This window comes from Devosia sp. J20-27, assembly GCF_055808595.1.
Window position 1 is genome coordinate 495,367 of the sequence record NZ_CM147875.1, and the last position, 26,396, is coordinate 521,762.

At 66.3% G+C, this 26,396-nt stretch carries 26 protein-coding genes and 1 riboswitch; of the genes, 8 read left to right on the plus strand and 18 right to left on the minus strand.

Going from position 1 to position 26,396, the window contains the following annotated elements; all coding sequences use genetic code 11:
* Positions 1-33: 33 nt before the first annotated feature.
* Genes AC0L4C_RS02340 through AC0L4C_RS02365 form a run of 6 tightly spaced genes read right to left on the minus strand, consistent with a single transcriptional unit; the run spans position 34 to position 6,795 of the window.
* The gene (locus tag AC0L4C_RS02340) at positions 34-1,809 is read right to left on the minus strand and encodes a cobalamin biosynthesis protein (RefSeq protein ID WP_473401911.1); all 1,776 of its coding nucleotides are present in this window, start codon (positions 1,807-1,809) and stop codon (positions 34-36) included.
* Positions 1,806-2,531 carry a precorrin-2 C(20)-methyltransferase gene (cobI, locus tag AC0L4C_RS02345; protein ID WP_473401912.1) on the minus strand — a complete coding sequence of 242 codons (726 nt, stop codon included), beginning with the start codon at positions 2,529-2,531 and terminating at the stop codon, positions 1,806-1,808. Before cobI ends, AC0L4C_RS02340 begins: the two co-directional genes overlap by 4 nt.
* Entirely contained in the window at positions 2,528-3,847 is a 1,320-nt protein-coding gene (gene cbiE, locus AC0L4C_RS02350) for a precorrin-6y C5,15-methyltransferase (decarboxylating) subunit CbiE (protein WP_473401913.1), read from the minus strand. The genes cobI and cbiE overlap by 4 nt, the downstream gene beginning before the upstream one ends.
* A complete protein-coding gene (locus tag AC0L4C_RS02355; RefSeq protein WP_473401914.1) occupies positions 3,844-4,470 on the minus strand; it encodes a precorrin-8X methylmutase in 627 nt (208 codons plus the stop codon). Before AC0L4C_RS02355 ends, cbiE begins: the two co-directional genes overlap by 4 nt.
* A complete protein-coding gene (locus AC0L4C_RS02360) occupies positions 4,467-5,591 on the minus strand; it encodes a hypothetical protein (protein ID WP_473401915.1) in 1,125 nt (374 codons plus the stop codon). Before AC0L4C_RS02360 ends, AC0L4C_RS02355 begins: the two co-directional genes overlap by 4 nt.
* Before the next feature lie 4 nt (positions 5,592-5,595).
* Complete coding sequence (locus AC0L4C_RS02365) at positions 5,596-6,795, minus strand: sirohydrochlorin chelatase (RefSeq protein WP_473403437.1); 1,200 nt, start codon at positions 6,793-6,795, stop codon at positions 5,596-5,598.
* Between the two features lie 335 nt (positions 6,796-7,130).
* Here AC0L4C_RS02365 and AC0L4C_RS02370 point away from each other — a divergent pair, with 335 nt between their 5' ends.
* On the plus strand, positions 7,131-8,033 hold the full coding sequence (locus AC0L4C_RS02370) for a cation diffusion facilitator family transporter (RefSeq protein ID WP_473401916.1): 903 nt from the start codon (positions 7,131-7,133) through the stop codon (positions 8,031-8,033).
* Between the two features lie 91 nt (positions 8,034-8,124).
* Here AC0L4C_RS02370 and AC0L4C_RS02375 read toward each other — a convergent pair whose 3' ends face one another.
* Entirely contained in the window at positions 8,125-8,550 is a 426-nt protein-coding gene (locus tag AC0L4C_RS02375) for a MerR family transcriptional regulator (protein ID WP_473401917.1), read from the minus strand.
* A gap of 89 nt (positions 8,551-8,639) precedes the next feature.
* Here AC0L4C_RS02375 and AC0L4C_RS02380 point away from each other — a divergent pair, with 89 nt between their 5' ends.
* Genes AC0L4C_RS02380 through AC0L4C_RS02390 form a run of 3 tightly spaced genes read left to right on the plus strand, consistent with a single transcriptional unit; the run spans position 8,640 to position 10,184 of the window.
* Positions 8,640-9,296, plus strand: coding sequence for a cation efflux transmembrane domain-containing protein (locus tag AC0L4C_RS02380; RefSeq protein WP_473401918.1), 657 nt, complete (start codon positions 8,640-8,642; stop codon positions 9,294-9,296).
* A 42-nt stretch (positions 9,297-9,338) separates the two neighbouring features.
* Positions 9,339-9,662, plus strand: coding sequence for a DUF6958 family protein (locus tag AC0L4C_RS02385; protein ID WP_473401919.1), 324 nt, complete (start codon positions 9,339-9,341; stop codon positions 9,660-9,662).
* 42 nt (positions 9,663-9,704) lie between these two features.
* Positions 9,705-10,184 carry a hypothetical protein gene (locus AC0L4C_RS02390; RefSeq protein ID WP_473401920.1) on the plus strand — a complete coding sequence of 160 codons (480 nt, stop codon included), beginning with the start codon at positions 9,705-9,707 and terminating at the stop codon, positions 10,182-10,184.
* Between the two features lie 170 nt (positions 10,185-10,354).
* Here the strand turns inward: AC0L4C_RS02390 and cobO are convergent, their stop codons facing one another.
* From cobO to AC0L4C_RS02430, 8 genes are all read right to left on the minus strand, one after another.
* Positions 10,355-11,005: a cob(I)yrinic acid a,c-diamide adenosyltransferase gene (gene cobO / locus AC0L4C_RS02395; protein WP_473401921.1), complete on the minus strand. Its 651-nt coding sequence runs from the start codon at positions 11,003-11,005 to the stop codon at positions 10,355-10,357.
* A gap of 137 nt (positions 11,006-11,142) precedes the next feature.
* Positions 11,143-15,618, minus strand: a complete 4,476-nt coding sequence (locus tag AC0L4C_RS02400) for a cobaltochelatase subunit CobN (protein WP_473401922.1) — start codon at positions 15,616-15,618, stop codon at positions 11,143-11,145.
* Positions 15,618-16,052, minus strand: coding sequence for a hypothetical protein (locus tag AC0L4C_RS02405; RefSeq protein WP_473401923.1), 435 nt, complete (start codon positions 16,050-16,052; stop codon positions 15,618-15,620). The genes AC0L4C_RS02400 and AC0L4C_RS02405 overlap by 1 nt, the downstream gene beginning before the upstream one ends.
* Complete coding sequence (locus tag AC0L4C_RS02410) at positions 16,039-16,491, minus strand: DUF5413 family protein (RefSeq protein ID WP_473401924.1); 453 nt, start codon at positions 16,489-16,491, stop codon at positions 16,039-16,041. The genes AC0L4C_RS02405 and AC0L4C_RS02410 overlap by 14 nt, the downstream gene beginning before the upstream one ends.
* On the minus strand, positions 16,488-17,555 hold the full coding sequence (gene cobW, locus AC0L4C_RS02415) for a cobalamin biosynthesis protein CobW (protein WP_473401925.1): 1,068 nt from the start codon (positions 17,553-17,555) through the stop codon (positions 16,488-16,490). Before cobW ends, AC0L4C_RS02410 begins: the two co-directional genes overlap by 4 nt.
* The gene (locus AC0L4C_RS02420) at positions 17,552-18,307 is read right to left on the minus strand and encodes a CbtA family protein (protein ID WP_473401926.1); all 756 of its coding nucleotides are present in this window, start codon (positions 18,305-18,307) and stop codon (positions 17,552-17,554) included. The genes cobW and AC0L4C_RS02420 overlap by 4 nt, the downstream gene beginning before the upstream one ends.
* A gap of 60 nt (positions 18,308-18,367) precedes the next feature.
* Positions 18,368-18,550 (minus strand): CbtB domain-containing protein, encoded by a 183-nt coding sequence (locus tag AC0L4C_RS02425; protein ID WP_473401927.1) that lies wholly within the window; start codon positions 18,548-18,550, stop codon positions 18,368-18,370.
* A gap of 35 nt (positions 18,551-18,585) precedes the next feature.
* Positions 18,586-18,806: riboswitch (cobalamin riboswitch) on the minus strand.
* Positions 18,807-18,826: 20 nt separating this feature from the next.
* A complete protein-coding gene (locus AC0L4C_RS02430; RefSeq protein ID WP_473401928.1) occupies positions 18,827-19,471 on the minus strand; it encodes a hypothetical protein in 645 nt (214 codons plus the stop codon).
* A gap of 95 nt (positions 19,472-19,566) precedes the next feature.
* On the opposite strand from AC0L4C_RS02430, the gene AC0L4C_RS02435 reads away from it, so the two are divergent.
* The gene (locus tag AC0L4C_RS02435) at positions 19,567-19,923 is read left to right on the plus strand and encodes a DMT family protein (protein WP_473403438.1); all 357 of its coding nucleotides are present in this window, start codon (positions 19,567-19,569) and stop codon (positions 19,921-19,923) included.
* On the opposite strand, the gene AC0L4C_RS02440 is transcribed toward AC0L4C_RS02435, so the two are convergent.
* The gene (locus AC0L4C_RS02440; protein WP_473401929.1) at positions 19,904-20,818 is read right to left on the minus strand and encodes an NAD(P)/FAD-dependent oxidoreductase; all 915 of its coding nucleotides are present in this window, start codon (positions 20,816-20,818) and stop codon (positions 19,904-19,906) included. The genes AC0L4C_RS02435 and AC0L4C_RS02440 overlap by 20 nt on opposite strands.
* 49 nt (positions 20,819-20,867) lie before the next feature.
* Positions 20,868-21,833 carry a zinc ABC transporter substrate-binding protein gene (locus AC0L4C_RS02445; protein ID WP_473401930.1) on the minus strand — a complete coding sequence of 322 codons (966 nt, stop codon included), beginning with the start codon at positions 21,831-21,833 and terminating at the stop codon, positions 20,868-20,870.
* A gap of 123 nt (positions 21,834-21,956) precedes the next feature.
* Between AC0L4C_RS02445 and AC0L4C_RS02450 the strand changes: the two genes are divergently transcribed.
* The 3 genes from AC0L4C_RS02450 to AC0L4C_RS02460 are packed head-to-tail and all read left to right on the plus strand — an operon-like array spanning position 21,957 to position 24,076.
* Positions 21,957-22,772, plus strand: a complete 816-nt coding sequence (locus tag AC0L4C_RS02450) for an ATP-binding cassette domain-containing protein (RefSeq protein WP_473401931.1) — start codon at positions 21,957-21,959, stop codon at positions 22,770-22,772.
* A gap of 53 nt (positions 22,773-22,825) precedes the next feature.
* Positions 22,826-23,638 carry a metal ABC transporter permease gene (locus tag AC0L4C_RS02455; protein ID WP_473401932.1) on the plus strand — a complete coding sequence of 271 codons (813 nt, stop codon included), beginning with the start codon at positions 22,826-22,828 and terminating at the stop codon, positions 23,636-23,638.
* Between the two features lie 3 nt (positions 23,639-23,641).
* Positions 23,642-24,076 (plus strand): Fur family transcriptional regulator, encoded by a 435-nt coding sequence (locus AC0L4C_RS02460; RefSeq protein WP_473401934.1) that lies wholly within the window; start codon positions 23,642-23,644, stop codon positions 24,074-24,076.
* Here the strand turns inward: AC0L4C_RS02460 and AC0L4C_RS02465 are convergent.
* The gene (locus AC0L4C_RS02465) at positions 24,073-26,286 is read right to left on the minus strand and encodes a bifunctional diguanylate cyclase/phosphodiesterase (RefSeq protein WP_473401935.1); all 2,214 of its coding nucleotides are present in this window, start codon (positions 26,284-26,286) and stop codon (positions 24,073-24,075) included. The two genes, AC0L4C_RS02460 and AC0L4C_RS02465, sit on opposite strands and share 4 nt — an antisense overlap.
* Positions 26,287-26,396 lie beyond the last annotated feature (110 nt).

Here is a 26,396-nt window from a genome sequence, read left to right on the forward strand (position 1 = left end):
GAGGGGGGCGAGACGCCGGCGATGAAAGGGCGCTCAGACAACATCCTTGAGCTCCTTGCGTTCGTAGCCGCGGGGAGTGAAGGCGACGGTGCGGCCATCTCCACGGACAAAGGCCCGCGAGGTGGATGAGCCGAAGAGCACGATGGTCAGCATATCGATGGTCGTGGGGTCGAAGGCTTCGAGGGTGGTGACCTCGACCTGCTCCTCGGGTCGTCCGAGACTGCGGCCGATGATGACCGGCGTGTCGGCCGGGCGATGGGCGGCGAAGATGCGCTTCGCCTCACCCATCAGATCAATGCGGCGCTGCGAGCGCGGATTGTAGAAGGCGGTGACGAAATCGGCGCGCGCCGCGCCTTCGAGCCGCTTGAGGATGTCGTCGCGCGGGGTCAGCAGGTCGGACAGCGAAATACAGCAAAAGTCGTGACCGATGAGGGCGCCGGCAGCGCCGGAGGCGGCCTGGAAGGCGGAGATGCCGGGGTGGCTTTGCACGCCGACGCGGCGGGCATTGTCGGAGACGGCGCGGGCGCCCTTGGCGTCGAGCAGTTCGTAGACCAGCGCCGCCATGGCGTAGATCTGCGCGTCGCCGGAGCAGACGAGAGACACGGTCTTGCCCTGCCCGGCCAGTTCGAGGGCATGGCGGACGCGCGGCTCTTCGTCGCCGAGCGGAAAGCGATGCTCGGTCTGGCCGGCCAGCAGGTCGGCGACCAGGTCGAGATAGAGGCCATAGCCGACCCAGTCGGCACTTTGGCCGAGTGCCGCGACCGAAGCGGCGGTGCGCGAGATGGCTTCGCCCGGGCCGATGCCGACAATATGCAGCACGCCGGGCGAGCGGCCGAGCGTTGCCGCGTCGAGCGGCCGCGGGGCCTTGCCGATGGCGCAGGTGGCGCGCTTGCCCTTGACCTTGCGCACGGCGAGACTGCCGGCCTTGAGGGCCGAGGCCTCGGCCACGCTCGGGGTGCCGATTTCGGCCTCGACGATGGGCGAAGGATCGGCGAGGCGATAGCGCTCGAGATTGAGTTCATCGACGGAAAAGAGCCGCAGCGGCACGCCGAAATGGCTTGCAGCAGCGTGCAGCGCCGCCTCGTCGGCCTTGAGCTCGACGGTGGCGATGGCGGCAAGGCTGCGGGGCGAGAGGTTCTCGCTTTTCAGGCAATAGTCGATGAGATCGATGACGTCCCGGGCCGGCGTGCCGCGTTCGCAACCGACACCGGCAACAAGGGTGCGCGGATGGTAGACGAGGCCGCGATCGACCTTGAGCTGCTGCTCGGTGACCAGCACCTTGACCGCGCCGGAATGGGAAATCGGATAGCCGGCCTCGCCGAGCCAGGGCGCATGGCCCTCGACCGCCAGCTTGGCGCCGACCAGAGCCGCCATCATCGCCGGCTTGGCTTCGGCCGGATCGCTCAGCACCCAGCCGTCGGGCGGCTCATCGAGACCACGGGCGAAGCGACTGTCCGATGCGGTGGTGATGGCGGCGTGGGCATCGAGCAATTGTGCGAGATCACGCGCCAGATCGTTGGCGCCGTGATGGCCGCCGAGCAGCGGCACGACCGAGGCGCTGTCGCTGGAGATGGCAAGCACGGGTGGCTCGGTCTGCTTGTCGGAGAGGAGCGGGGCAAGCAGGCGGATCAGGATGCCGGCAGCGCAGATGCCGATGATCGGGCGCTGCGCCGCAAAGAGCTCGGGCAGCAGACTTTTGGCGTCGTGACCGGATGAGCCGCAGGCAAAGATTTCGGCGCCGAGATGCTCGGCCAGTCTGCCGGCGAGAGCGGTGCCCGCAGGCGTGAAGGTGATGATGGCCGGCTTCATGTGGTGCCCCAGGCCTCGGTGCCGCGATAGCAGAGGATGGTGGAAAAATACGGCCGCTCGTCATGCGCAAAATCGGCCAGCCGGGTGATGCGCTGGCGGCTGCTGGTGGCGTGTTCGACGACCATGGCGCCGGCGGCATGGCCGGTCTCGCCGAGCAGCGCGCGGATGCGATCGAAATGGCGGCCGACCTTGATGATGGCAGCGGCCGGGGCGGCAGCGAGTTCGGGCCGCAGTTCAGCATCGGAGAGTGGCGCCGGCAGGATTTTCAGCATTTCGTTGCGGGCGGCGAGCGGGCGGGCGATGGCGGCGGCCGAGGCGGTGAGCGAGGTGACGCCCGGAATTACGGATATGCCGGCGTGCGGCGCGACTCGGGCGACCAGATACATGGCCGATCCATAAAACAGCGGATCGCCCTCGCAGAGCCAGGCGACGTCGCGGCCGGCCCGCAGGTGCTCGAGGATGCGCGCGGCGGCGGTGTCGTAGGCAGCCTGGGCGGGGCCGCGCTCGACTGCCATGGGGATGGCGACAGGCAGGTGTTGGGCGGCGGGATTGAGGTGGCCGCGTGCAATGTCGAGCGCCAGCGTCGCGGCCTCGCCGGTCGAGGGATAGGCGATGACCGGTACGGCACCGAGCAGCCGCACGGCCTTGAGGGTGAGCAGTTCCGGATCGCCGGGTCCGACGCCAACCAGATGCAGGGTTGCTGTTGCCGCTTGCGAGGTCATTGCCGCGTCACCGACCACTGGGTGACCGGCAGGCGCGGCCGCATGACCTGATGGCCGCCGACGCTGTCGAGCGAGGCGATGTCGATGCGGGTGAGTTCGCCGCCATAGAGCGACTGGCGCCGCAGCAGCGCCGCCTCGCCATCAAGCGTGACGGCGTTGGCGACGAGACGACCGCCGGGCTTGAGCGCGGCCCAGCAGGCATCGAAAAGTTCGTCATTGCCGACATCGCCGCCGAGAAATACGGCATCGGGCCTGTCCTTGCCTTCGAGCGAGGCGGGCGCGTCGCCGGGGACGATTTCGAGAGTCGGCGTGCCGAGGTTGCGGGCGTTGTCGCCGATCATCTCGAGACGCTTTTCGTGACGCTCGAAGGCCATGGCGCGGGCAGCGCGGGCGGCGCGCATCCACTCGATGCCGACCGAGCCACAGCCGGCGCCGACGTCCCAGAGCAGCGCCCCCGGAAACGGCGCGAGCCGCGCGAGAGTCGCGGCACGCACGTCGCGCTTGGTCAACTGGCCGTCGGAGATGAAGGCGTCATCGGGCAGGCCGGCGATGGCGGGCAGCAGTGCCGCGTCGCGATCGGCAACGCAATCGATGGCGAGGACGTAGAAATCGCCGACGGATTTGGAGGAGAGCTCCTCGGCCGTTGCAGTGGTCAGCTTTTCGCCGGGCCCGCCGAGGTTTTCGAGGGCCGTCAGCTGTGACTTGCCGTAGCCGCGATCGGCAAGGATCTCGAAGACGCCGTCGATGGTGGTGGCGTCCGAGGTCAGTGCCAGAATGCGGTTACCGGGCTGCAGGTGCGGGTGGATGGCTTCCACCGGGCGGCCGTGCAGCGACAGCGTGGCCACGTTCTGCAGCGGCCAATGCAGCTTGGCGGCGGCCAGCTGGAAGGCAGAGGGTCGCGTGTGGATTTCGAACTCGCCGGGTTCGAGATGCTTGGCCAGCGAGGCACCGATGCCGAACCACATCGGATCGCCGGTGGCGAGGATCACCGTGGGCGAACCGCGCAGCGGCAGCAACTGGCGCACCATGTTTTCCATGGGCGGCTGCCACTCGATGAGCACGCGCGACAGGTCCTCCTCGACGAAGGTGATGTCCTCGTCATCGACATAGAGCAGCGCGCGGGCGACGGCCTCGAGGCTGCGGCGCTGCACCAGCTCGGGATGCACTTCGACATCGGCCGTGGACGGACCGATGGTGGAGAGAAAGCGCTGCGGGCCAAAAATGGTGAAGGCCTCGCTCACCAGTTCGCGGAGCGGGGCGGGGAGATCGGGAACGCCGCCTTCGCCGACGCCGATGATGTTCAGCCACAGGCTCATGGGTTGATCTCGCGCGTGATGGCGTTGAGGGCGGCAGCAGTGATGGCGGAACCGCCGCGACGCCCCAGCACGGTGACGAAGGGAATGTCGTGATGCGCCTCGGCGAGGAGGGCCTTGCTCTCGGCGGCGCCGACAAAGCCGACGGGCGCAGCGATGATGGCGGCGGGTTTCACCGCGCCCGTGGCAATGATCTCGAGCAGGTGAAAGAGCGCAGTGGGCGCGTTGCCGATAAGGACAACGGCACCGGCAAGCCGATCGCGCCAGAGTTCGACGGCGGCGGCGGAGCGCGTGGTGCCGAGACGTGTGGCCAGTTCGGGCACCTCGGGGTGGTTGAGGGTCAGCAGCAGGTCGGTATCCTCGGGCAAGTGGCGGCGGATGACGCCCGAGCGCACCATGTCGCAATCGCAGAAAATCGGAGCGCCGTTGGTCAGCACGCTGCGGACCGCGTCGGCGAGGTCCGCGGTGCCGACGATGTCGGAGGCGAGGTCGGGCATGCCGCAGGCGTGGATCATGCGGATGGCGACATCATGCAGGGTCGGCGGCAGCGCGGCGAGATCGGCTTCGGCGCGGACGGTGGCAAACGACTGGGCATAAATGGCAGCGGGGTCGCGGAGATAGCTCATGCAGCGACCCTCTGCACCTGCCAGAGGGCGTCGTGGCCGACCCCGGCGATCCAGCCTTCCTCGGCGATGGCGATGGCGCGGTCCGCAGCGCCAAGACCAGCCGGGGCGGACAGGAAAGTCTTCAGTAGGCCAGCGGCGTCGAGCCCGGCGTAGCGGCTGACGCAGGTTTCGACCTGAGCGCGATCCTTCGGCGTTGCAGCAGACTGCAGCGGGAAAAGCGAGGCATAGATCTCAACCAGCGTGACGGGCGCACCGAGGTTGCGCTCGAAGTCGGTGTCGAAGGGCCAGACGGCGATGTCGGCCCCGAGGACCGGGTGGCGGCGCAGCGCTTCGAGGCGCGGAATGCCGAGCAGGGTCTGGCTGCCGACAGCACCAACGCCGGTCAGCTTCCACACCGGCTGCGGACCGCGCAGGCGGCCCTCGACGGCGCGGCGCTCGGATATGTCGGCATAGTCATGTATCCGCTTCGGCGTCAGGTCGGCGTAAGAGCGGCCATGCGGATGACCCCAGAACTGCGCGCCCGCCCGATTGAGGACTTCGGCGACCTCGAAGCGGTTCGAAAGGTTCTGGTCGGTGTCTTCGATCAGCGCTGCGAGAGTGGACCAGATCTGCTGCCAGGGCCGGGGCTCTCCCTCCCCCCTCCCGGCCTCCCCCGCAAGGGGGGCGGTGCCGATCGAGTTTGTGGCTTGATCACCTGCAAATGCTCCACCGGAGAGGTACGAAGCATCGCGCACTGGTCCATCGCTCCCCTTCCCCTTGAGGGGAGGGGCGGGGGGTGGGGGTCCATCAGGGGTGACTGAACGACCCCCACCCTCGATCCCTCCCCGCAAGGGGGAGGGAAGGACGACTGAGAGATTTGGAGCAGCGCGCTCGATGGCCTCAGCAGCACCGGCGGGAAAGCCGAAGACGAAATCGAAGCCGAGCATGACGCGCTCGCCGCAGGATCGGGCGGCGAGCAGTGTGGCCGCGATGTCGGCCATGGCGAGAGCACGGGTCGATGGATTGCGGCTGGCGAGCAGCCCCGAGGCTGTCGCCTCGCCGATCCAGATCGAATCCTTGCCGGTCTTGGGGCCGTTGTTGGCTGACCAATCCACGGCGATATAGCGATCGAAGATGGGCATTTCGCTACCGACGCTTAGCCTCGCGAGCGAGCTTACCCGGCACGCGCGGCAGTGTCACCGGACCATGCGGATGATCGGCGTGAGGATAGGGGTGATGGTGGTGATCGGCACCCCCCGGGGCGTGCGAATGGCTGTGGTCGTGGGGCTTGCCGAAGCTGGCAAGCGGCTTTGACGGGCTGTTGATAAGTGCATGCGGGGCGTCGTGGTGATGGTGGTGCGCAGCGCCGTGGTCATGCGAATGACCGTGGTCGTGGCTATGGAGCGGCGTCCACGGCAGACCGTGCCGCTTGCAGAAGGCCTCGTCGCGGCAGGAACTGTCGCAATCGCCACCGCAGGGGCAGTTCTCCAGTCCGCCGCCGATGCCTTCGACATGATGGTGGTGGCTTTCCTGTGCCAGGCCGACTTCGGCCTCGAAGCCAAGCACCTGCTCGCGATACTTGCACATGGAGCAGTTCATCAGGTTCTGCCCGACCAGCATCTCCTGGATGCGATCGACGAAGGTGTCGACGACCAGCGGATGGTCGTTGAGATAGGGGGCCTTGAGCAGTTCGAGCTGCGGGTATTTCGCCTGCGCCTCGTCCACCGCGTCATAGATGCGTTTGACCAGCACGCCGGTGAAGAGGAAGTAGGGAAAGACGATGACGCGGCGGTAGCCGAGCCTGGCTGCATGATCGAGCGCCGGGCCGACCAGCGGGAAGGTGACGCCGGAATAGGCCACCTCGCCCCAGCCAAAGCCCATGCCTTCCCAGAGCATGCGCATGACTTTGGCGACATTGGAATTGGCATCGGGATCGGAGGCGCCGCGACCGACGACCAGCAGCAGCGTTTCGGTGCGGGGCACCTCGGTGGGGGCGGCGGCGATGGCCTCCTGCACGCGGTCGCCGGCGGCGCGCAGCATCTTAAGGTCGACACCCAGTTCGCGGCCATAGGCGATGTCGACGCCTTCGCGGGCCGCGTAGGTGTTGAGGACCGACGGAATGTCGTTCTTGGCGTGGCCGGCGGCAAACAGCATGCCGGGGACGGCGAGGATCTTCGTAACGCCCTTGTCGCGCAGCCGATCGAGGCCCTGGTGGATCACCGGATTGGCGAACTCGAGGTAGCCGTATTCCACCGGCACGTCGGGCATGCGTTCGCGCAGGCGCTCGCTGAGCGTGGCGAATTCGCCGACGGCGAGCTGGTTGCGGCTGCCGTGGCCACAGAGCATGACGCCCGTGCCGGGCGGAAGAATCAGAGACTTTTCCAAGTGTCTCGCCTCTCTTTACGTCTGGGGCAGGCATCGAGCCTTAAAATGGCTTCGCGGCCCGCCTCTGGTCGGAGGCAGAATTTCCAAGGAGTTTTGAGCCGCTCCGGACTTGGTCCCCGAGTTGGGTCGACCGCACCGAAATGTTTCAGTTCCTTGAGGAACGCTGCGCTTACAAGGGGTTGTAGTGGGTGAGCCCAGCGGGGGCAAACGATTCCCGGCCAGCTGCGAACGCTTCTCAAAATCACCTGCATTTTCAGTGTCTTGCCATGTCAGTTCAGGCAGCGTATGGGCGGGAAATGCAAGCGTCCCCGACCAATCTGACCACTCGCATCGCCTATGGCAGCCTGGCCGTCGGGATCACCGTACTGGCGCTGAAGGTCTATGCCGCGTCGGCGACCGGCTCGATCGCGCTGTTTTCCGATGCGCTGGAAAGCGTCGTCAACGTGGTGACCGCCATCGTGGCCCTCGTGGCGGTGCGGCTGGCGGCGCGGCCGGCCGATGCCACCCTGCCCTACGGCTATTACAAGGCCGAGTATTTTTCGGCAGTGGTGATCGGTATCTTCATTGCCGTGGCGGCGCTGGTGATCTTTGTCGAAGCCTATAACGGCTTCGTGTCGCCGCACAGTTTCGATGCCGATCCGATCGGCCTGACGGTCTCGGTGGGCGCTTCGGTGATCAACGCTATCTGGGCCTCGGTGCTGATCAATGTGGGGCGGCGCCAGCGATCGCCATCGCTGGAAGCCGATGGGCGGCATCTGGCGACGGATGTGGTCTCCACCGTTGCCGTGCTGTTCGGCGTGCTGCTGGCGGTGGCGACGGGCTACCAGCAACTCGATGCCATCCTGGCGGCGTTTGTTGCCATCACCATCCTGTGGTCGGGCTGGCAACTGATCCGGCAGAGCGTCATCGGGCTGATGGACGTGGCGGTCGAGCCGCGCCTGCTCAATGCCATTCGCGAGATCATCTCCGCCAATGCCGATGGCGCCATCGAGGCGCATGACATCCGCACCCGGCAGGCCGGCAAGATGATCTTTGTCGACTTTCATCTCGTGGTCCCGGGCGCAATGAGCGTTGCCGCGGCGCATGCAATCTGCGACCGCATCGAGGCCAAGCTGCGCGAGCGCGTGGACCATGCGCAGATCACCATCCATGTCGAGCCGGAAGAGAAGGCGAAGCATTCGGGCATAGTGGTGGTGTAGGGGCAACGCGCGATATTATCGTGCCCGACCTCGTCCTTCGACAGGCTCAGGATGAGGTCTCAGTCCACTTCAGGTGCCAATCACCGGATGCTCAGTGGTCGTGGGCGCACTCGTCGTGATCGGAGAGGACTTCGACGACCCGGCAGTTGGCGACGGTGCCGTGCCGGTGGCTGCAGAGCATGCCGGAGAGATCATCGCGCAGGCGGGTGAGACGGGCGATGCGGGCATCGACCTCGGCCAGGCGCTCGCCGACGATCTCGTCGAGATCGCCACATGGCGCCTCGCGATGGCCGACAATGCGGAGCATGGTTTTGAGCGAGGGCATCGGAAAGCCCATTTCGCGGGCATGGGCGATGAAGCGCAGCCGGTCGAGTGCGGCCGAGTCGAAGCGGCGCTGGTTGCCATCGGTGCGCTGCGGCGCCGCGAGCAGGCCGATCTGCTCGTAGTAGCGGATGGTGGGCACCTTCACGCCGGTTTCGGCGCTCAGTTCGCCGATGGAATAGTCCTCGCGCAGCATGATCCCGCCTTCCGTCGATTTGGGCTTGAAGCTCTAGTCACTAGAGCAATTACATAGGTCGTCGCCCCGGCAATGCAAAGGACACGGCAATGAGCGACGGCCACGATCACGCGGCGACATTCGATGGCATGAACGACGAGTACAAGCGCCGGCTGATTGCCGTGACGGTGATCAATATCGGCATGTTCGTCGTCGAGATGACGGCGGGACAGCTGTCGGGCAGCCAGGCGCTGAAGGCCGATGCGCTCGATTTCTTTGCCGATGGCATCACCTATGCGCTCAGCTTCTGGGCGATCGGCAAGTCGGTGACGGTGCGTTCCGGCGCGGCCTTTCTCAAGGGGCTGAGTCTGGTGGCGATGGGGCTCTGGATCGCCGGGTCGACGCTCTACCAGCTGTTCGTCCTCGGCATTCCTGAGGCGGAGGTGATGGGCATTGTCGGGGTGATGGCGCTGGTTGCCAACCTCGCTTCGGTGTGGCTGCTGTTTGCCTACAAGGATGGCGACGCCAATATCCGCTCGGTGTGGCTCTGTTCGCGCAACGACGCCATCGGCAATATCGCCGTGGTGGTCTCGGCGGTCTTTGTGGTGTGGTTCAACAGCGGCCTGCCCGACCTGGTCGTGGCCGGCATCATGGCCGGGCTGTTCCTGACTTCGGCCACGCAGATCCTGCGCCAGAGTTATGCCGAGTGGCGGCACGCGCGCACGCATGGCGACGAGACGGACGAGCATGCGGGACATGACCACTAGGTTGATCGCGGGCGGCAGTCGTTGCAGGCTGACGATGAGCTGATGGCACGAGGGAACGCGATGATGGCCGGCGAGAAGATCGAGATCGAGAACGTCAACACGCCCGGCAAGACCGAGCGGGTCGACAAGGCCAAGTTCATGGCGATGCGGGCGGCCCTGCTCGCGGTGTTGCCGGACGCGCTGCCCGGCATGAAGGTGCCCGACGCCAAGGCCGCGCTGCTGCCCAAGCTGCCGCAGGATCTCTTCCCGGAGGGGGCGACGGCGGGCTGGTGGCTGAAGGCCGTGCAACTGGATCTGGAGGCCAAGGGCGTGATCGTGCGGGCACCGAGCAAGCCGGTGCAGCTGTCGCGCACGGCGCGCGACTGAGACCACTTGCTTTGGCCACAAGGGCGCAGCAGATTGTGCGCCATGCGCACCCTGCTCTTTCTTGTCCTCGCCCTTTTCGCCACCCCGTCGCTGGCAGCCGACTGGGGCCACTATGTCAACGAACGCTTCGGCGTCGAGATCGACGTGCCGCCCGGCTTCCGGCCCGGCGAGCCGCCGGCCAACGGCGACGGCCTGCGCTTTTCGACACCGACGGCGGAGCTGGCGGTGTTCGGCAGCATGATCACCGAGGGTGATTTCGCGGACGAGGCGGCGCAGCGGCATCAATGGGCCACCGAAGACGGCTGGACCATCACCTACCAGGCATCGACGCCCGGCTGGGCAACCTGGTCGGGCAAGAAGGGCAGCCGCATCCTCTATGCGCGCGCCATTGCGATGTGCGACGGCGCCACGGTGGGTGTCTTTGAACTCACCTACTCGGCCGCCGACCTCAAGGCCTTCGATCCTGTCATCAACCGGCTGGTGCGCAGCCTCAGGAATTCGGGTACCGGCTGGCAGTGCTGAAGGGCGACCTGCCAAAAAGCCGTTGTCGTCCTCCCCAATCCGGGACAAACCGGAACACCCCCACCCTCGATCCCCTCCCCTCAAGGGGGAAGGAAGATTGAATGCGAGGCCGGTGCGCCCTCATCCGGCGCTGCGCGCCACCTTCTCCCCGACGGGGAGAAGGGAAGAGCTCAGAACTCGATGCCGGCCTGGGCCTTCACGCCGGCGCGGAAGGGGTGCTTGATTTCGGTCATCTCGGTGACGAGGTCGGCGATCTCGATCAGCTCGTCCTTGGCGTTGCGGCCAGTGACGATGACGTGGGTGTCGCGCGGCTTGTTCCTGAGCACATCAATGACCTCGTCGAGCGGCAGGTAATCGTAGCGCAGGACGATGTTGAGCTCGTCGAGCAGCACCAGCTTGTAGGCCGGGTCGGCGATCAGCGCCTTGGCGCGCTCCCAGGCGGCGCGAGCGGCGGCAAGATCGCGTTGTCGATCGGCGACGTCCCAGGTGAAACCTTCGCCCATGGCGTTGATGGTGACGAGGTCCGGGAACTTCTCCAGCACGTCGCGCTCGCCGGTGGACCAGGCGCCCTTGACGAACTGCACGATACCGACCTTGAAACCGTGGCCAATGGCGCGGAACACCATGCCGAAGGCGGCGGTCGACTTGCCCTTGCCCTTGCCGGTGTGGACGATGAGCAGGCCCTTTTCCTCGGTCTTGGTGGCGAGAATCTTGTTCCGCGCCTCCTTCTTCTTGCGCATCTTTTCGGCGTGATAGGCGTCACGCTCGGCCTCGGTCATGAGATCGGTCTTCTTGGGGGCTTTTTCGGGCTTATCGGTCATTGAAAACTCCAGAGTCGCAGTCGTCTCCCTCCCCCCTGAGGGGAGGGATCAAGGGTGGGGGTCGTGCAGGGATCGTCGAAGGACCCCCACCCCAGCCCCTCCCCTCAACGGGGAGGGGAGCGAAAGCAGTTGATACCTCATGCCCCCTCCAGCAGAGCATAGGCCGAATTGGAGCGGGGCTGCCAGAAGCCGCGGGTGCGGGCGTCGTTGAACCTAGCGATCAGTTCGTCATAGCCGAAGCGGTTGTTGGTCTGGATGAAGGTGCGCGTCGCCTCGTCTTCGACAAAGGCTTCGAAGGCGAGGTCGAAATGATGGGTCTTGACCGCGCCGGTGGTGGCGGCGAAGGCGAACATGTAGTCGACCGTTGCGATGATCTCGAAGGCGCCCTTGTAGCCGTGGCGCTTGACGCCATCGATCCATTTCGGATTGACGACACGGCTGCGCACGACACGCGAAATTTCCTCTTCCAGCGTGCGGGCGAGCGGCCGCTCGGGACGGGAGTGGTCGTTGTGCCAGGCGGCCGGGCGATGGCCGGTGAGGGTTTCCGCCGTGGCCACGAGGCCGCCCTCGAACTGGTAGTAGTCATCGCTGTCGAGCAGATCGTGCTCGCGATTGTCCTGGTTGTGGACGACCGCTTCGATGTCAGAAAGCCGGGCGGCGAAGCGGTCGCGTTCGGGCGTGCCGGCGGCCTGAGCGCCATAGGCATACTGGCCCCAGTTGAGGAAGGCCGTGGCGAGATCGGCCTTGCTGGCCCAACTGCCCGAATCCATCAGGCCCTGCAGCCCGGCGCCATAGGCCCCGGGCTTGGAGCCGAAGATGCGATGGCCGGCGCGCAGGGCGGCCTCGGCCTCTGTCGCGCCCTCGGCCATCAGACCCAGGGCGTCGGCACGCATGCGGGCCGCGACGGGGTTCTGGTCTTCGGGTTCGTCGAGTGCACCGATGGCGCGCATGGCGCGATCGAACAGCGCGATCTGCGCCGGGAAGGCGTCGCGGAAAAAGCCGGAAATGCGCAGCGTGACATCGACGCGCGGCCGGCCGAGTTTTGCCAGCGGGATGATTTCGTAGCCCGAGATGCGCAACGAGCCGGGATCCCATTTCGGTTTCGCCCCGATAAAGGCCATGGCCTGGGCGATGTCGTCGCCGCCGGTGCGCATGTTGGACGTGCCCCAGACCGAAAGGGCCAGCGCACGCAGCGGCGTGCCGTGCTCCTGGAAGTGGCGGAGCAGCAGATTTTCGGCCGACTTCCGGCCCAGTTCCCAGGCCGTGGGCGTAGGCACGGCGCGGATATCGACCGAATAGAAATTGCGCCCCGTGGGCAGCACGTCGAGGCGGCCGCGCGACGGTGCGCCGGACGGGCCGGGGGCGACAAACTTGCCATCGAGCCCGGTCAGCAGCGCGGCGATCTCGGCGGGACCGGAGGCGCGCAGTTTGGGCAGGATGATGGTAGCGATCGTATCGAGCACGGCGGAGGTGGCGGGGCCGGGTGCGGCGGCGGTGCCATCGAGAATCGCAGCGGCGAGGGTTTCGAGGTGCTCGACGACGTGGCCGATGGTGCGGGGTTCTTTGGCAAAGGCCCCCTCCCCAGCCCTCCCCACAAGGGGGAGGGTGTGGGCCGGTGTGTTGGGCGAAGTTGGTGCATCAGCCGCGATGTGCACCTCCCCCCTTGTGGGGGAGGTCGGGAGGGGGGTGGTGCGGTTCGTCACTGATGGACCCCCACCCCTCTCCCCTCCCCTCAAGGGTGAGGGGGACCCGACTGAGAGCGAGGCGGAAAGGTCGGGTCCATGCCATGGCGCGCCGAGGTCCGCCGTCAGAGGATCGATGCCGAGTTTGAGGTCGTCGGCCAGTGCCCGGATCAGCGAGGCTTCGCCCGGGTCCTCACCGCGCGGCACGCGGGCCAGGGCGATGGCGAGATCGCGCTCGAGGCGACCGGCGGGCGACTGGCCGAAGATGTGGAGGCCATCGCGGATCTGGGCTTCCTTGAGATCGCAGAGGAAGGTGTCGATGCGGCGCAGGTTTTCGGTGTCGTCGGCGCCAAGGCCGATATCGCGATCGAGGCGGACGTCGCGGGTGAAATCGAGGATGCGCCGCTGCAGGTCCTTGAGGCGGCGGCGGTCCATGCCGGCGGCGGCATAGTACTCGTCGAGCAGGGCCTCGAGATCCTTGAGCGGGCCGTAGGTTTCGGCACGGGTCAATGGCGGCACCAGGTGATCGATGATCACCGCACCGGTGCGGCGCTTGGCTTGGGTGCCCTCGCCCGGATCGTTGACGATGAAGGGATAGAGATGGGGCAGCTCGGCCCAGAGCGCGGCCGGGTAGCTTGCTGCATCGAGCGCCGTTGCCTTGCCGGGGAGCCATTCGAGATTGCCGTGCTTGCCATTGTGGATGACGGCATGGGCGGCGAAGCCGTGCCGCAGCCAGAGATAGGCGGCGAGATAGCCATGCGGCGGCACGAGGTCGGGATCGTGGTAGCTGGCGGTTTCGTCGAGGTGATAGCCGCGCGCCGGCTGCAGCAGCACCGCGACGTTGCCGAAGGTGACGACGGGGAGCTGGAAGGCCTCGCCGCGACAGAACGGATCGGCGGCGGGGTCGCCCCAGCGGGCAGTGACCTCGGCGCGGATTTTTTCGGGCAGCTTGGCGAACAGGCGGCGATAGTCGACGAGCGGGAACCGGATGCCGGTGCCGCGCTCGGGATGCGCATTGGTCGGGCCACACTGGAGCAGGTCGATGAGGGTGGCTGCGGTGGCGGGGAGCGAGGGCGCTTCGGAAAGGGCGGCGGACAACACCTGCCAGATGCCGTCTGGATTTGTCGCCACGTCACGGGCGGTGAAATGAAGGACGCGGTAGCCGAGCTGTTCGAGGGCGGTGTCGCGACGCTTGTCGCGGGCTAAGCCAGGATCGTCGAAATGCGTGGCGCCGTCCACCTCTACGACGAGCCGCGGATGGTGACAGGCAAAGTCCGCGATGTAGTTGCCGATGGGCACTTGACGGCGGAAATGCACGTCGAAGGCTTTGAGCATCTGCCAGAGGGTGCGTTCCGGCGCCGTGGCATTGCGGCGAAGATCTCGGGCCTGAAGGCTCCGCTTGTTCCGCATGTGGCGGGCATTGCCGAAGGAGGCACCGGCCGCGTCTTCCCCTCCCCCTTGAGGGGAGGGGACAGGGGTGGGGGTCGAGGAGATGGGCGAAGAGGCAGCGGCGGCGACACTTGAGAGACCCCCACCCCCAGCCCCTCCCCTCAAGGGGGAGGGGGGCGAGAGGGAGAGGTCGTAGCCAGCGGCGCGCAGCGCCTGCAGGATTTCCACCGTCGACTGCGGGGCGTCGTAGCCGACGCCGTTGGCGAGGCGGCCGTCGCGGATGGGGTAGTTGGCGAGGACGATGGCGACGCGCTTTTTGCTGCGGGCAGTGGCACGGAGAGTGGACCAGTTGGCAGCCAGCGCGACGGCGCGGCGGATGCCGTCATGGTCGGGGGCGTAGGCCGCGAGCGGGCACTGGGTGCGCGGGTGCCAGACCGCATCGGCCTTGTGGCCAACAATGATGCCGCCGATGCGGCCGTCGAGTTCGGGCAGGACCACCTGCATGGCGAGGTCCTTGGCGGTCAGCCCCTGGATGTCGTCGGCCCATTGTGATTGCGGGCGGCCCGACTGCAGCAGCTGGATGACGGGCGCATCGATCCCGGCAAAGGGGTTCTGCTTGTCGCCGAGGCCATCGATGCCGAGGGCGAAGCCGGTGAGGTTGAGGATGACGGCAGGCGGGAAGGCCGCGAAGGCGGCCTGCACGAAGCGGATGCAGGCGGCTTCCTTGAGGGTGGAGATGACGATGGGGACGGGATTGAGCTGTTGGACCTCGAGCTCGGCGACGAGGGCTTCCAGCGTGGCGGTGCCGGCGCCTTCAAGGGCGGCGCGGTAAAACAGGATGGGGACGTTCGGGTACGGGCTCGACGGCAGCTCGGCGCGCATGCCCTGCGCCGGGTGCCAGAACCCGAAGCGGAGGAAGGGGCGCGGTGCGCGGTCAGGCGACTGCCCCTCACCCGTCTCGGCCTTCGGCCGATCCAGCCTATCCCCAGCGGGGAGAGGGGAGGTAGTGGCACGGTCTGGCGAGAGCGCTCCCTCTCCCCGCCGGGGAGAGGGTTGGGGTGATGGGAGGGCCAACAATCGGAACAGCGCCAGCAGCCCATCGGCGTTTTCCGGTCCGCCGGCGGTGAAGAGGGCGTGCAGCCGAGTCCAGTCATCGGGCGAAATGGTGGACCGGTCGCGGAGGATCGGGTCGGGCGTCGCGTCGCCGGGGAGGAAGGCGACGCGGGTGCCGGTGAGCGCCAGGGCCGTCAGCTCATCGACGCCATATTGCCAGTAGGCGGCACCGCCGAGCAGGCGGACGACGATGAGCCTGGCATGGCGCGCCGTCTGCTCGATCCAGAGATCGACCGATAGGTTGTGGGCGAGGCGCAGGATATTGGCGAGGCGGAGATCATCGGTCCCGGCCCGGTCGGCGGCGGCGGCGAGCATGGCCAGTTCGCTGTCGGCAGCCGAGAGGAAGAGGATATCGGCGGGGGTCTGGCCGAGATCGATGGCCTCGCCTTCCTGCTGGGCGGCGCCAGCCTGGGCGGCAAGCAGGTGCATCAGGAGGCGACCATCGGCCGGCGGTAGATGAACTCGCTGAGCGCGGCGCAGACCAGCGCGGCGAGGCCACATGCCGTGGCGGCGGTGATCAACCCGGAACCGTCGAGCTGGAACTGGCCGAGAATGGAGAGCAGCGTGACGGAGGCAGCGCCAACGACGTCACCGACCACGATTGCCCCGAGGAACCGGTAGGCCATGGTCTTGAGCTGAGCTTCGAGCAGTTGCAGGAGCGTGGCGACCAGAAGCAGCGGGAGAAGGCCGAAAAGATAGATCACTGGCAGCGCGGCCGGCCAGTCCTGCAGAAGGGGAGTCAGCAGGTCGGCGCCGCCCGGCTGCCAGTCGAAGGCATAGAGGGTTGCGGCAGCGATCGGCGGGCCGCAGGCTGCAAAGATCATCACGGCTGCGAGCCGGCGCTGCCAGCTAGAGCGAGGCATCAGGATCGGCCGGCCAGAAGCAGACGAGCGTTGCGAGGATCAGCGCCGTGATGGCGCCGACGAGTGCAAACATGCCTAACACGAACAGCGAGCCGGGGTCGAACCGGCCGTTGCCCATGATCTGGAACTGGATCAGTGCGGAAAAGAAGGTCAACACCGCGCCGACCATCGGGGCCGCGAGGAGCAGCGGCTTGCGTCCGGGCTTGCGCCGCCAGAACAGGGCCAGCAGCAGTCCCGTGAGCAGTGCCGGCACGAGGCCAATGATATAGCTGTACTTGAGGACGTCCGGGAATATCTCGAACATTTTCAGCACCCTGCCGGGGTCGTCACCGGTCACGGCAGACACTGCGGCCATGATCAACAGGAATACCGGCCCGGCCAGAAACGGCCCCAGCACGGCCACGGTGAAGAACAGCGGCACGACGCGGCCCTGCATCACGCGGCTTCCCTTGCCGCCTGCTGCAGGCTGGCGGTGATGGCGGCGCGGTCGAGCGGACTTTCGCCGATCACGACAAGCGCCGTCTCGCGCGCCTCGCCCGGCAGCCAGGGCCGGTCGAAATAGGCGTTGACGCGGGGCCCCACGGCCTGGATGGCGAGGCGGGCAGCTGCGCCGGGCAGTGCTGCAAAACCCTTGAGACGCAGGACGTCATGTGCGCGGATCGTGGCCTCGATGATCTCGAGCAGGTGGTCCTTGCCGACCACGCCGTCGAGGCGCAGCGAGAAGCTGTCGAAGTCGTCATGCTCGTGCGGCTCGCCATTGTGCTCGAGCTCGTGATGGCTGTCGCGGCCGGCCAGATTATCCTCGCTGGCGAGGCCGAGGCCCAGCAGAGCGGCAATGTCGACATGGCCGTTGTGGGCGCGGATGAGGCCGGTGCCGGGGCGCATCTCGGCGCGCAGATGCCGTTCGACGCTGTCGAGGTCGGCGGCGGCGACCAGGTCGGCCTTGTTGAGGACCACGAGATCGGCAGCAACCAGCTGATCCTCGAAGAGTTCGCCCAGCGGCGTCTCGTGATCGAGCATGTCGTCGGCCGAGCGCAGCGCATCGACGGCGGTCTCGTCACTGGCAAAGCGCCCCTCGGCCAGGGCGGCAGCATCGGCGACGGTGACGACGCCATCGATGGTCACCTGCGACTTGATCTCGGGCCAGTTGAAGGCGCGGATCAGCGGCTGCGGCAGGGCGAGGCCCGAGGTCTCGATGACGATGTGATCGGGACGGTCGGGGCGGGCCAGCAATTGCTGCATGGTGGGGATGAACTCGTCGGCGACGGTGCAGCAGATGCAGCCGTTGGCGAGCTCGATCATGTCCTCCTCGCGGCAGGTTTCATCGCCACACCCGGCAAGGATGTCCTTGTCGACACCGAGCTCCCCGAACTCGTTGATGATCAGCGCAATGCGCCTGCCTTTGGCGTGCGCCAGAAGATGGCGCACCAGCGTGGTCTTGCCGGCGCCGAGGAAGCCGGTGATGACGGTGACGGGGATCTTGGTGGTGGCGAGGTCGCTCATGCGATGGCTCCCTTGAGCTGGGTGGCTTCGGCGCGGGCGAAGCGTTCGAGGAGATATCCAAGCAGAGGCCCGACGGTCAGCCAGAACAGCGCACCGGCAGCGAGCGTGGCCGCGGCGAACTCGGTGGCCAGCGCGGCCGGTAGAGGCGATGCGGAAACGGCGGCCGGCTGCGGGGCGCCGATGATCTGCGGCAGCAGCAGCAGGACGGCGGCAATGCCGATGCCGGTCCAGTTGCGCAGTCTGGCGATGGCAAGACAGCCGGCAGCGGCGCCGAGCGCGGTCGCCCACCACCAGATCTGGCGCGCGCCGAGCTCGGCAGCGGCCATGCCGGGAAGTTCCGGCGGCAGTCCGAGTGCGGGGGCGAGCTGGAAGGCGACGAAGCCGGCGAGGCCCCAGATGAGGCCGTTGGTGGCGGTCAGCGGCAGTCCGGCGATGACCGAGACGGCGGCGAGGAGAAGCGCGAAGCCCATGCAGCCCAGCACATTGGCGAGCAGCGTATAGAGCGTGCGCTCGATGCCGTCGGCAGGGGCCCAGGCATCCGCATCATGCACATGGCCGCCTTCCGGGGTCGCCGCCTCGTGCAGGTGCGTGCTGCCATCGGCGTGGATGTGCTCGGTCGGTTCGGCCGATTCAAACGTTTCGGCTGCGATAATGAGCGGAATGACCTTCCATTGCTGGAGTGCGCTCATGGCAAGGCCGGCTGCGAGTCCGGCAAGGACCGCAGCGAAGAAGATTCGCTGGAAGAGTCTCATCTGTGGCTTCTCTCATGCTGGTCGCGGCGCCCTTCCGGGTGCCGCTCGCAAGCAGGTGTCTCAGTGGCAGGGGAAGCCGAGCGCATGGCGCGTGTCGTGCGCGCCATTGTGGACGGCCATGTCATTGGCAAAGCCGACGCCACCGACCAGAAACAGGCCGATGAGCAGCGCCAGGGCACCGGCAACGAGACGTTGAGACAACGAGAGATTGACGACACCAGTCGCCTGAACCTGAGCATTCATAGACCTGCACCCTCCGTGCGGATTGAAGTGGGCGTCGAGCCCGGTTGGCGCTGGCAGGTCTCCTGGCTCACGGGTCATCGCCTGTTCCGGCCTTCCCGGCACTCACATGAGCACCAGTGGCAGAGTTGGAGCAGACTCACCGCTTACAGTTGCGGGGGCAGCCACGGATTCGGTCCCTGATGGGTACGCCTCACCGTATTCCCTTTTGATTCCGTCGCCCAAACGGGGTCGGGAAACCAACGTGGCATCAGTCTTAGGCCGGCAGAGGGGCGGTGGTCAACCGCGCGTATCCTCGACCACCGGGGCGTTGCCCATATCCTCCTCCTCATCGAAGTTTGGATAGGGATAGCTGATGGTGACCGACTGGATGCGGACATCGAGCCGCGCCAGCAGCGGCTCGCTCGAGGGAACTTCGCGATCGCCACTGACCGGCTCGACATCGAGCCCGCCGGGCACGTCGATGGCGGGCTGGAAGGAGACGGAGAGCAGGCAGCCGCCGGGCACGTCGGCCAGATTGCCGGTCTGGAAGCTGGCGTAGCCGCCATAGTCCCACCAGAAGCCCGTCATGCTGAAGGGCGCACCGTTGAGCGCCTCGACCTGGCTGACGGTCATGCCCCTCGTCAGGCCGAAGGCCGTGTCCGGAGGCGGCAGTTCGACATAGCTCAGATCGGCATGGGCCTCTTCATCCCACCAGCCGAAGACAAGCTTTCTGTCGGGGTCATCGGGATAGACAGTGGTGGCGATGATCGTGGTGCCTTCCGGCCCGTCGACCTCGCCGGTCACCACGTTCTCGGCACCAAAGGTCTGGTTGAGCCGCTCGATGGTGGTATCGACGGCGAAGGCGCCGTCGCAGGTGATGTCAGCGGCCAGCGCAGCGGGTGCGAGCAGCAGCAGCGGCAGGAAGACGGCGCGACGAAGCATGTGAAGTCCTCAACCCTGATCGCTTCAGTGTGGCCGAGCTTGCAGTGCGCCGCAAGGCGCGCAATGTCGCTGCAGCTTCCCGATTCAGGTGCGACATGCTGCTGCTTTCTCCCGCCATCCTGCCGATCCTGCTGCTGATCGGATCGAACGTGTTCATGACCGTTGCCTGGTACGGGCATCTCAAGTTTCCCGCCGCCGCCATGTGGGTGGCAGTGATGGCGAGCTGGGGCATCGCGCTGGTCGAATACTGGCTAGCGGTGCCGGCCAACCGCATCGGCTACGGCACCTATTCGGCCGCCGAACTCAAAACCATCCAGGAGGTCATCAGCCTGACGGTGTTTGCCGGCTTCGCCGTATTCGTGCTGGGCGAGAAGCTCACCTGGAACCATGGCGTCGGCTTCGCGCTGATCGGCGCCGGCGCCTTCTTCGTGTTCAAGGGGCCGCTGAAGTAGCGACCGGCGGGAAGAGCAGCGAATGGTGGGCCATGGCGCCGGCCACCACGCCGGCTGACATGGCCAGCGTGGCATTGTGCATCGGGCGCGCCAGATCACCGGCCGCGAAGATGCCTGCCACGGTGGTGGCCTGCCGGTCGTCGACCTTGATGTAGTCGCCGGACGGTCCGGTTTCGAGGGCGCAACCGGCGGCCAGATGCAGGTCGAGCGAAGGGGCGGTGCGGGGGGCGACGAAGATGGCGTCGCGTTCGACGTCGCCGTCCGTGGTGACCACGTGCGTGAGCAGCCCGTCCCGGTGCCGCAACTCGACGACCGGCGCATCGATGATCTGCACGTCGAGCGCTTCGATGCCGGTGCGGGTTTCGGCATCGATGACGTTGCCATTGGCATACATCACGAGGTCAGCGCTCCAGTCGCGATAGAGCCGCGCCATCATCAGCTCGAGGCCGGGCGAGGCCAGGAAGGCCAGCTTGCGGTCGCCATATTCGAAGCCGTGGCAGTAGGGGCAATGCAGCACCGACAGGCCCCAGCAGGCAGCCAGACCGTCTAGGGGTGGCAAGGTGTCGGTGACGCCATGGGCGAGAATGATGCGGCGGGCCGCCAGAGTGCCGTGCGCCCTGGTCTCGACGATGAAATCGTCAGCGGTGCCGGCCAGCGAGATGGCTTCCGCCTGCAGCAGCGCGACAGTGCGATAGGGCGCCATCTGCGCCCGCGCCGCGGCGAGCAGATCGCGCGGCGGCGTGCCGTCATGGCCGAGAATGCCATGGGCGGCCGGCGAGAAGCGGTTGCGCGGACGACCGGTATCGAGGACCACGACATCGCGGCGGGCGCGTCCAAGCTGCATGGCGGCGGCGAGCCCGGCAAAGCTGCCGCCGATGATGATGACGTCGTGCATGGACGTACTCCAGGTCGGGGTGGGACGGAGGGAGAAATTCCCCCGCGAGTCACTTGCCGAGGCAGGCGACAAGGTTGTCGGCGAGGGCATTGAGCAGTTCGCCGTAAAGAGCGGGGCCTTCGGTGAGGTTGGCGCCCTCCGGATCGAGCACGCCCTTGCCGGCGCTGGTGCCTTCGATGAGCACATCGACAAGACGCGGATCGAACTGCGGCTCGGCGAAGACGCAGGCGGCGTCGAGCGTCTTGAGCTTGGCGCGCACTTCAGAAATGCGGTCGGCGCCCGGCATGCTCTCGGGATTGACGGTGATCGAGCCGGCGATGTTGAGACCGAAGCGACGCTCGAAATACTGGTAGGCGTCGTGGAAGACCACAAAGGGCCGCGACTTGACCGGCTCGAGCTTGAGGTCGATCTCCTCGATCAACCTGTCCAGCATGACCAGTTCAGCCGTCGCGTTGGCTTGGTAGGTATCGGCATTCTCCGGGTCGGTTTCCGACAGCGTATCGGCGATGGCGGTGACCATCATCCTGGCGTTCATCGGATCGAGGAACATATGCATGTCGGCTTCGCCGTGCGCTTCAAGGTCGTGCTCTTCATGATCATGCCCGTCATGATCATCGGCCTTGTGATCGGCATGCTCCTCATGATCGGCGTGCTCTTCGAACGTACCGCCTTCGCGGGCGGAAAGCAGGTCGATGCCCTCGGCCTGGCCAAGGGCGACAACCTTGGCATTCGGGGCCAGCGTGGCGAGCGAGTCCTGGAGGAAAACCTCCAGGTCATGACCGGTCCAGAAAATGACACTCGCCGCCTCGATGGCGCCGGCGTCGGACGGTTTCAGGCTATAGACATGGGGCGATGCTGCACCCCTGACGATCAGAGTGGGCTGGCCCAGATCGCCCATAACGGCAGCAACCAGCGAATGGATCGGTTTGATGGTGGCCACAACCGCCGGCACCTCGGCCGAGGCAGCAGCCGTTCCGGACAACAGGGCAAGGAGTGCAAGCAGAGGACGCTTCATGTGTGCAACCCGATCTTGATAAAGCAGCAGGACGATGTGATATGTTATGACATAACGCTTTCGCGATGTAACGCTATAACGTAATGGTCGGAAGACGGTCAAGATCAGATTGGACGGGTTTTCATGGACGCCAGAGCGACCCATGACATCATTGCAGAAATGGCCGGCGCCGGGGTGCGCCGCAACGGCCGCTGGCTGGTAGAGGGCGTCGACCTCAGCATCCGGCGCGGCGAGATTGTGACGCTGATCGGCCCCAACGGGTCGGGAAAGTCGACGACGGCGAAGCTGCTGACCGGGGTGCTGAAACCGGACGCCGGCCGGGTCACGCGGGTCGACGGACTGCGCGTCGGCTACGTCCCGCAAAAGCTCAGCATCGACTGGACCCTGCCGCTATCGGTCAATCGGCTGATGAACCTGACGGCACGGCATACGCGGGCCGAAGTGGCAGCCGCGCTCGAGGCGGTCGGCATTGCGCACCTCGCCAACGAGGAAGTGCAGCACCTGTCGGGTGGCGAGTTCCAGCGGGCGCTGATGGCTCGCGCCATGGTGCGCCGGCCGGACCTGCTGGTGCTCGACGAGCCGGTGCAGGGCGTCGATTTCTCCGGCGAGGTGGCACTGTACGACTTGGTCAAGCAGATCCGCGACGAGACCCATTGCGGCGTGCTGCTGATCTCGCATGACCTGCATGTGGTGATGGCCGAGACCGATACGGTGATCTGCCTGAACGGTCACGTGTGCTGCCGCGGCAATCCGGAATCGGTGGCACAAAGCCCGGAATACCTGCAACTGTTCGGCACTCGCGCGGCCTCGACCCTGGCCATCTACCAGCATCATCATGACCACACGCATCTGCCCGACGGTAGCGTGCAGGAGAGGGACGGCCGGATGGTGGACGCGCACGGGCACGACCATGGGGAGCATCATGGCCATCAGCACTGAGGGAACGTTCTCCTCCCTGGCGACGAGACAGGTCCAGAGAGAAATAGGCCGCCATGTTTGACGACTTCTTCTCGCGCGCCATCATTGCCGGGATCGGACTGGCGCTGGTGACCGGGCCGCTAGGCTGTTTCATCGTCTGGCGGCGGATGGCCTATTTCGGCGACACCATGGCGCATTCGGCGCTGCTGGGCGTGGCGCTGAGCTTCCTGCTCAATATCAACATGACGCTCGGCGTCTTCGTGGTGGCGGCGACGGTGTCGGTGGCGCTGCTGCTGCTGCAGCGGCGGAACAATCTGTCGACCGACGCGCTGCTCGGCATTCTCAGCCATTCGACGCTGGCCATCGGGCTGGTGCTGGTGGCGTTCATGTCGTGGGTGCGCGTCGATCTGATGGCGTTCCTGTTCGGCGATATCCTCGCGGTATCGGTGTGGGACATTGCGCTGATCTACGGTGGCGGCATCGTCATCCTTGCCGCGCTGGCGGCGATGTGGCGACCGCTGCTGGCGGCGACCGTCAATGCCGACGTGGCGGAGGCCGAGGGCCTGCGCCCCGAAGTGTCGCGGGTGGTGTTCATGCTGCTGCTGGCCAGCGTCATTGCCATTGCCATGAAGATCGTCGGCGTGCTGCTGATCACCTCGCTGCTGATCATTCCGGCGGCGACGGCGCGGCGCCTGTCGAGCACGCCCGAGCAGATGGCGGTGATTGCCGCGATCCTCGGCGCCCTGGCGGTGGCCGGCGGGCTCTTCGGCTCGTTGACCTACGACACGCCGTCGGGACCCTCGATCGTGGTGGCGGCGCTGGCGCTGTTCCTGATTTCCATAGCGGTGCCGGTGCAGCTCTGGCGCAAGCGCCGGCGGGAGGTATAGCCGATGGGCCACACCCATGACGATCATCAGCACGAGCGGCCGCGGGACCTGACACGCAACCAGGACCTGGTGCTCAAGGCACTCAACCATGCCGAGGCGCCGCTATCGGCCTATGACATTCTCGACCTGTTGCGGGCCGAGGGATTGCGGGCGCCACTCCAGGTGTACCGGGCGCTGGAAAAGCTCATCGACCAGGGCCTGGCGCATCGTCTCGAATCCCTGAACGCCTTTGTCTGCTGCGCGCAGGCGCACGGGCATAGCGGCGCGACGACCGGCTTTGCCATCTGCAATGGCTGCGGGCGGGTGGACGAGTTTGCCGACGAGGTGGTGACCGAGCGGCTCAGGAACTGGGCCGGCGAGCACGGCTTCGTGCCGGAGCAGACCGTGATCGAGCTGCGCGGAAAATGCGCCAACTGCCAGGGCGCGGCTGACGCCTAACCGGCCTTGCGCTGCGGCTGGTCACCAAGCAGGCGGGTCAACCCGTCGAGCGTCAGCGGCCGCGAGAACAGATAACCCTGGAATTCGTGACAGCCGAGACGCGTCAGCGAGGCGGCCTCTTCCTTGCGCTCCACGCCTTCGGCGGTAACGGCCAGACCCATGGCGTAGGCAACGACCATGGTGGACTCGACGAGCGCCGTCTTGACCGGATCCTTGTCGAGCATGTCGACCAGCGAGCGGTCCAGCTTGACCCTGTCGAACTTGAACTGGCGCAGGTAGCCGATCGAGGAGAAGCCGGTGCCGAAGTCATCGAGCGCGATCAGGATGCCGCGGGCGCGCAGTTCATCGAGCGCGGCAGTGGCGCGTTCGGGCCGGGTGAGCAGGAAACTCTCGGTGATTTCGAGCTGCAGCCGCTTGGCCGGAAAGCCGGTCTCGGAGAGGATCGTATCGATCTGGCTGGCCAGCATCGGATTGCGGAACTGGACGGTCGAGACGTTCACCGACAGTTTCAGGCCTGGATAGTCGACCAGGTCGCGGCAGGCCCGGCGCAGGGCGAAGATGCCGAGATCCTCGATCAGGCCGGAGGACTCGGCAGCCGGGATGAAGTCGCCGGGGGATTTGGGTCCTCCCGTGCGGCGGCGCCAGCGCAGCAGAGCCTCGACGCCGATCATTGCCTGGGCGTTGAAATCAAAGATGGGCTGATAGTCGACATCGAACTCGTCGGCCTCGAGGCCGCGACGGATATCGGCCTGCTCCTCGATCCGCCGCTGGCGTTCGATCTCGATGGAGTCATCATGCTCGATGATGTGGTTGCCGCCGGTTTCGTGGGCGCGGTGCAAGGCCGCCTCGGCCATGCGCAGCGGTTTGGCGACATCGGCCTTCTGGACGGTGACCTCGGCCAGCCCGATGGAAACACCGATCTTGATGCGCCAGCTTTCCACCGGCAGGGGGGCGCTGACGGCCTGCAGGATCTTGCGGGCGATGTGGCGGACAATGAGCCCAGCATCGTCGCCGATACGGCTGACGACGAACTCGTCGGAATCGACCTGGGCAAGGGTCGCCTGGCCATCGATGGCCTGCTCGAACAGATCGAGCACACCATCGAGCAGGACGAGGCCGGACTGCTCGCCATAGGCCGCCACCGCGTCGCGGTAGTCCTCAAGCGCGACATGGGCGACAGCGATATTGACCTCGGATTGCTTGCGCGGCACCTGCAGGCGGAAGCTCTCTTCCAGTCCGAAGCGATTGATCAGGCCGGTGTCCTCGTCATAGCGCGCATTGATCCAGTCGCGTTCGTCGGCTTCGGCCCGGCGCTCCACCGAACGACGGAAGGAATAGAGTACGGCAAACACCAGAAAACCAAGCACCAGCAGCACCAGGGAGGCGATGCCTGCGGCATGGTTGAAGGCGATGTCGCCGGGCCGCAGCGGCGTCCAGATCAGCGACGCTACCCGCGTTCCGGTCGCATCGCTCAGCGGCAGGCCATTTTCGACCTCGGCCGACTGGGCCACGTAGGGTTCCGGGATCTGAAAGCGCAGGGCGATCTGCTGCAGCATGCCCGCGTCGATCTGCCGGGCGAACCAGAGAACGCGGCGTTGGTCATCGGGAATGGAGATGTGGCCGGTGGTCGAGCGGATAACGGCTCCGGCAAGCCCGGCTACACCGCGCGCGTTGCTGGTGAAACTGCCGATCCTGGCGTCGCTGCCGCGCGGCTCGATGCCCTTGCCGAGGGACTGGAGGATGACATCGGTGCCGCTGAAGGTATCCGATATCTTGCCGGTCACGGGTCCCGCCCGGCCTTCGCCGAACAGGATGTTGCCCTTGGCGTCGGTGACGATGGCCGTGTCGTAGTTGTCGGAAATCCGCGCCGTGCTGCCCCAGCTGTCTTCGAGCCAGGCCGGATTGAAATTCACGTAGGTGTTGACGTAGGCCTCGGTCCAGCTCGCCTCGTCGACGACGCTTTCGCCCAAGGTGGCAACAAAGGAATTGAGGGCCGCAGTGACCGCCTTGCGGCCGCGATCACCCTCGATGCGGTTGATTTCGGCCGTCATCACCCCGAGGGTGACGAGCACCAGCACACAGACGCCGACATAGACCAGCACGGCGGGAAGCGCGATGAAGTAAGTGAAACTTCTGAGCGGATTCCTCGACCAGCGTGGCCTGACGCCACGGTCGGGCCGGCTGGCCCCCACCGCGGTTTCGGACGGCAATGTTGCGTCAGGCTTTGGCAACCCTGTCATCGACCTCTTATTCGGGCCGAGAGTAGCCGGATGCGCCTAAGATTAGCTTAAAAGCCGATCAGCAATTGGGAGCCGGGAGG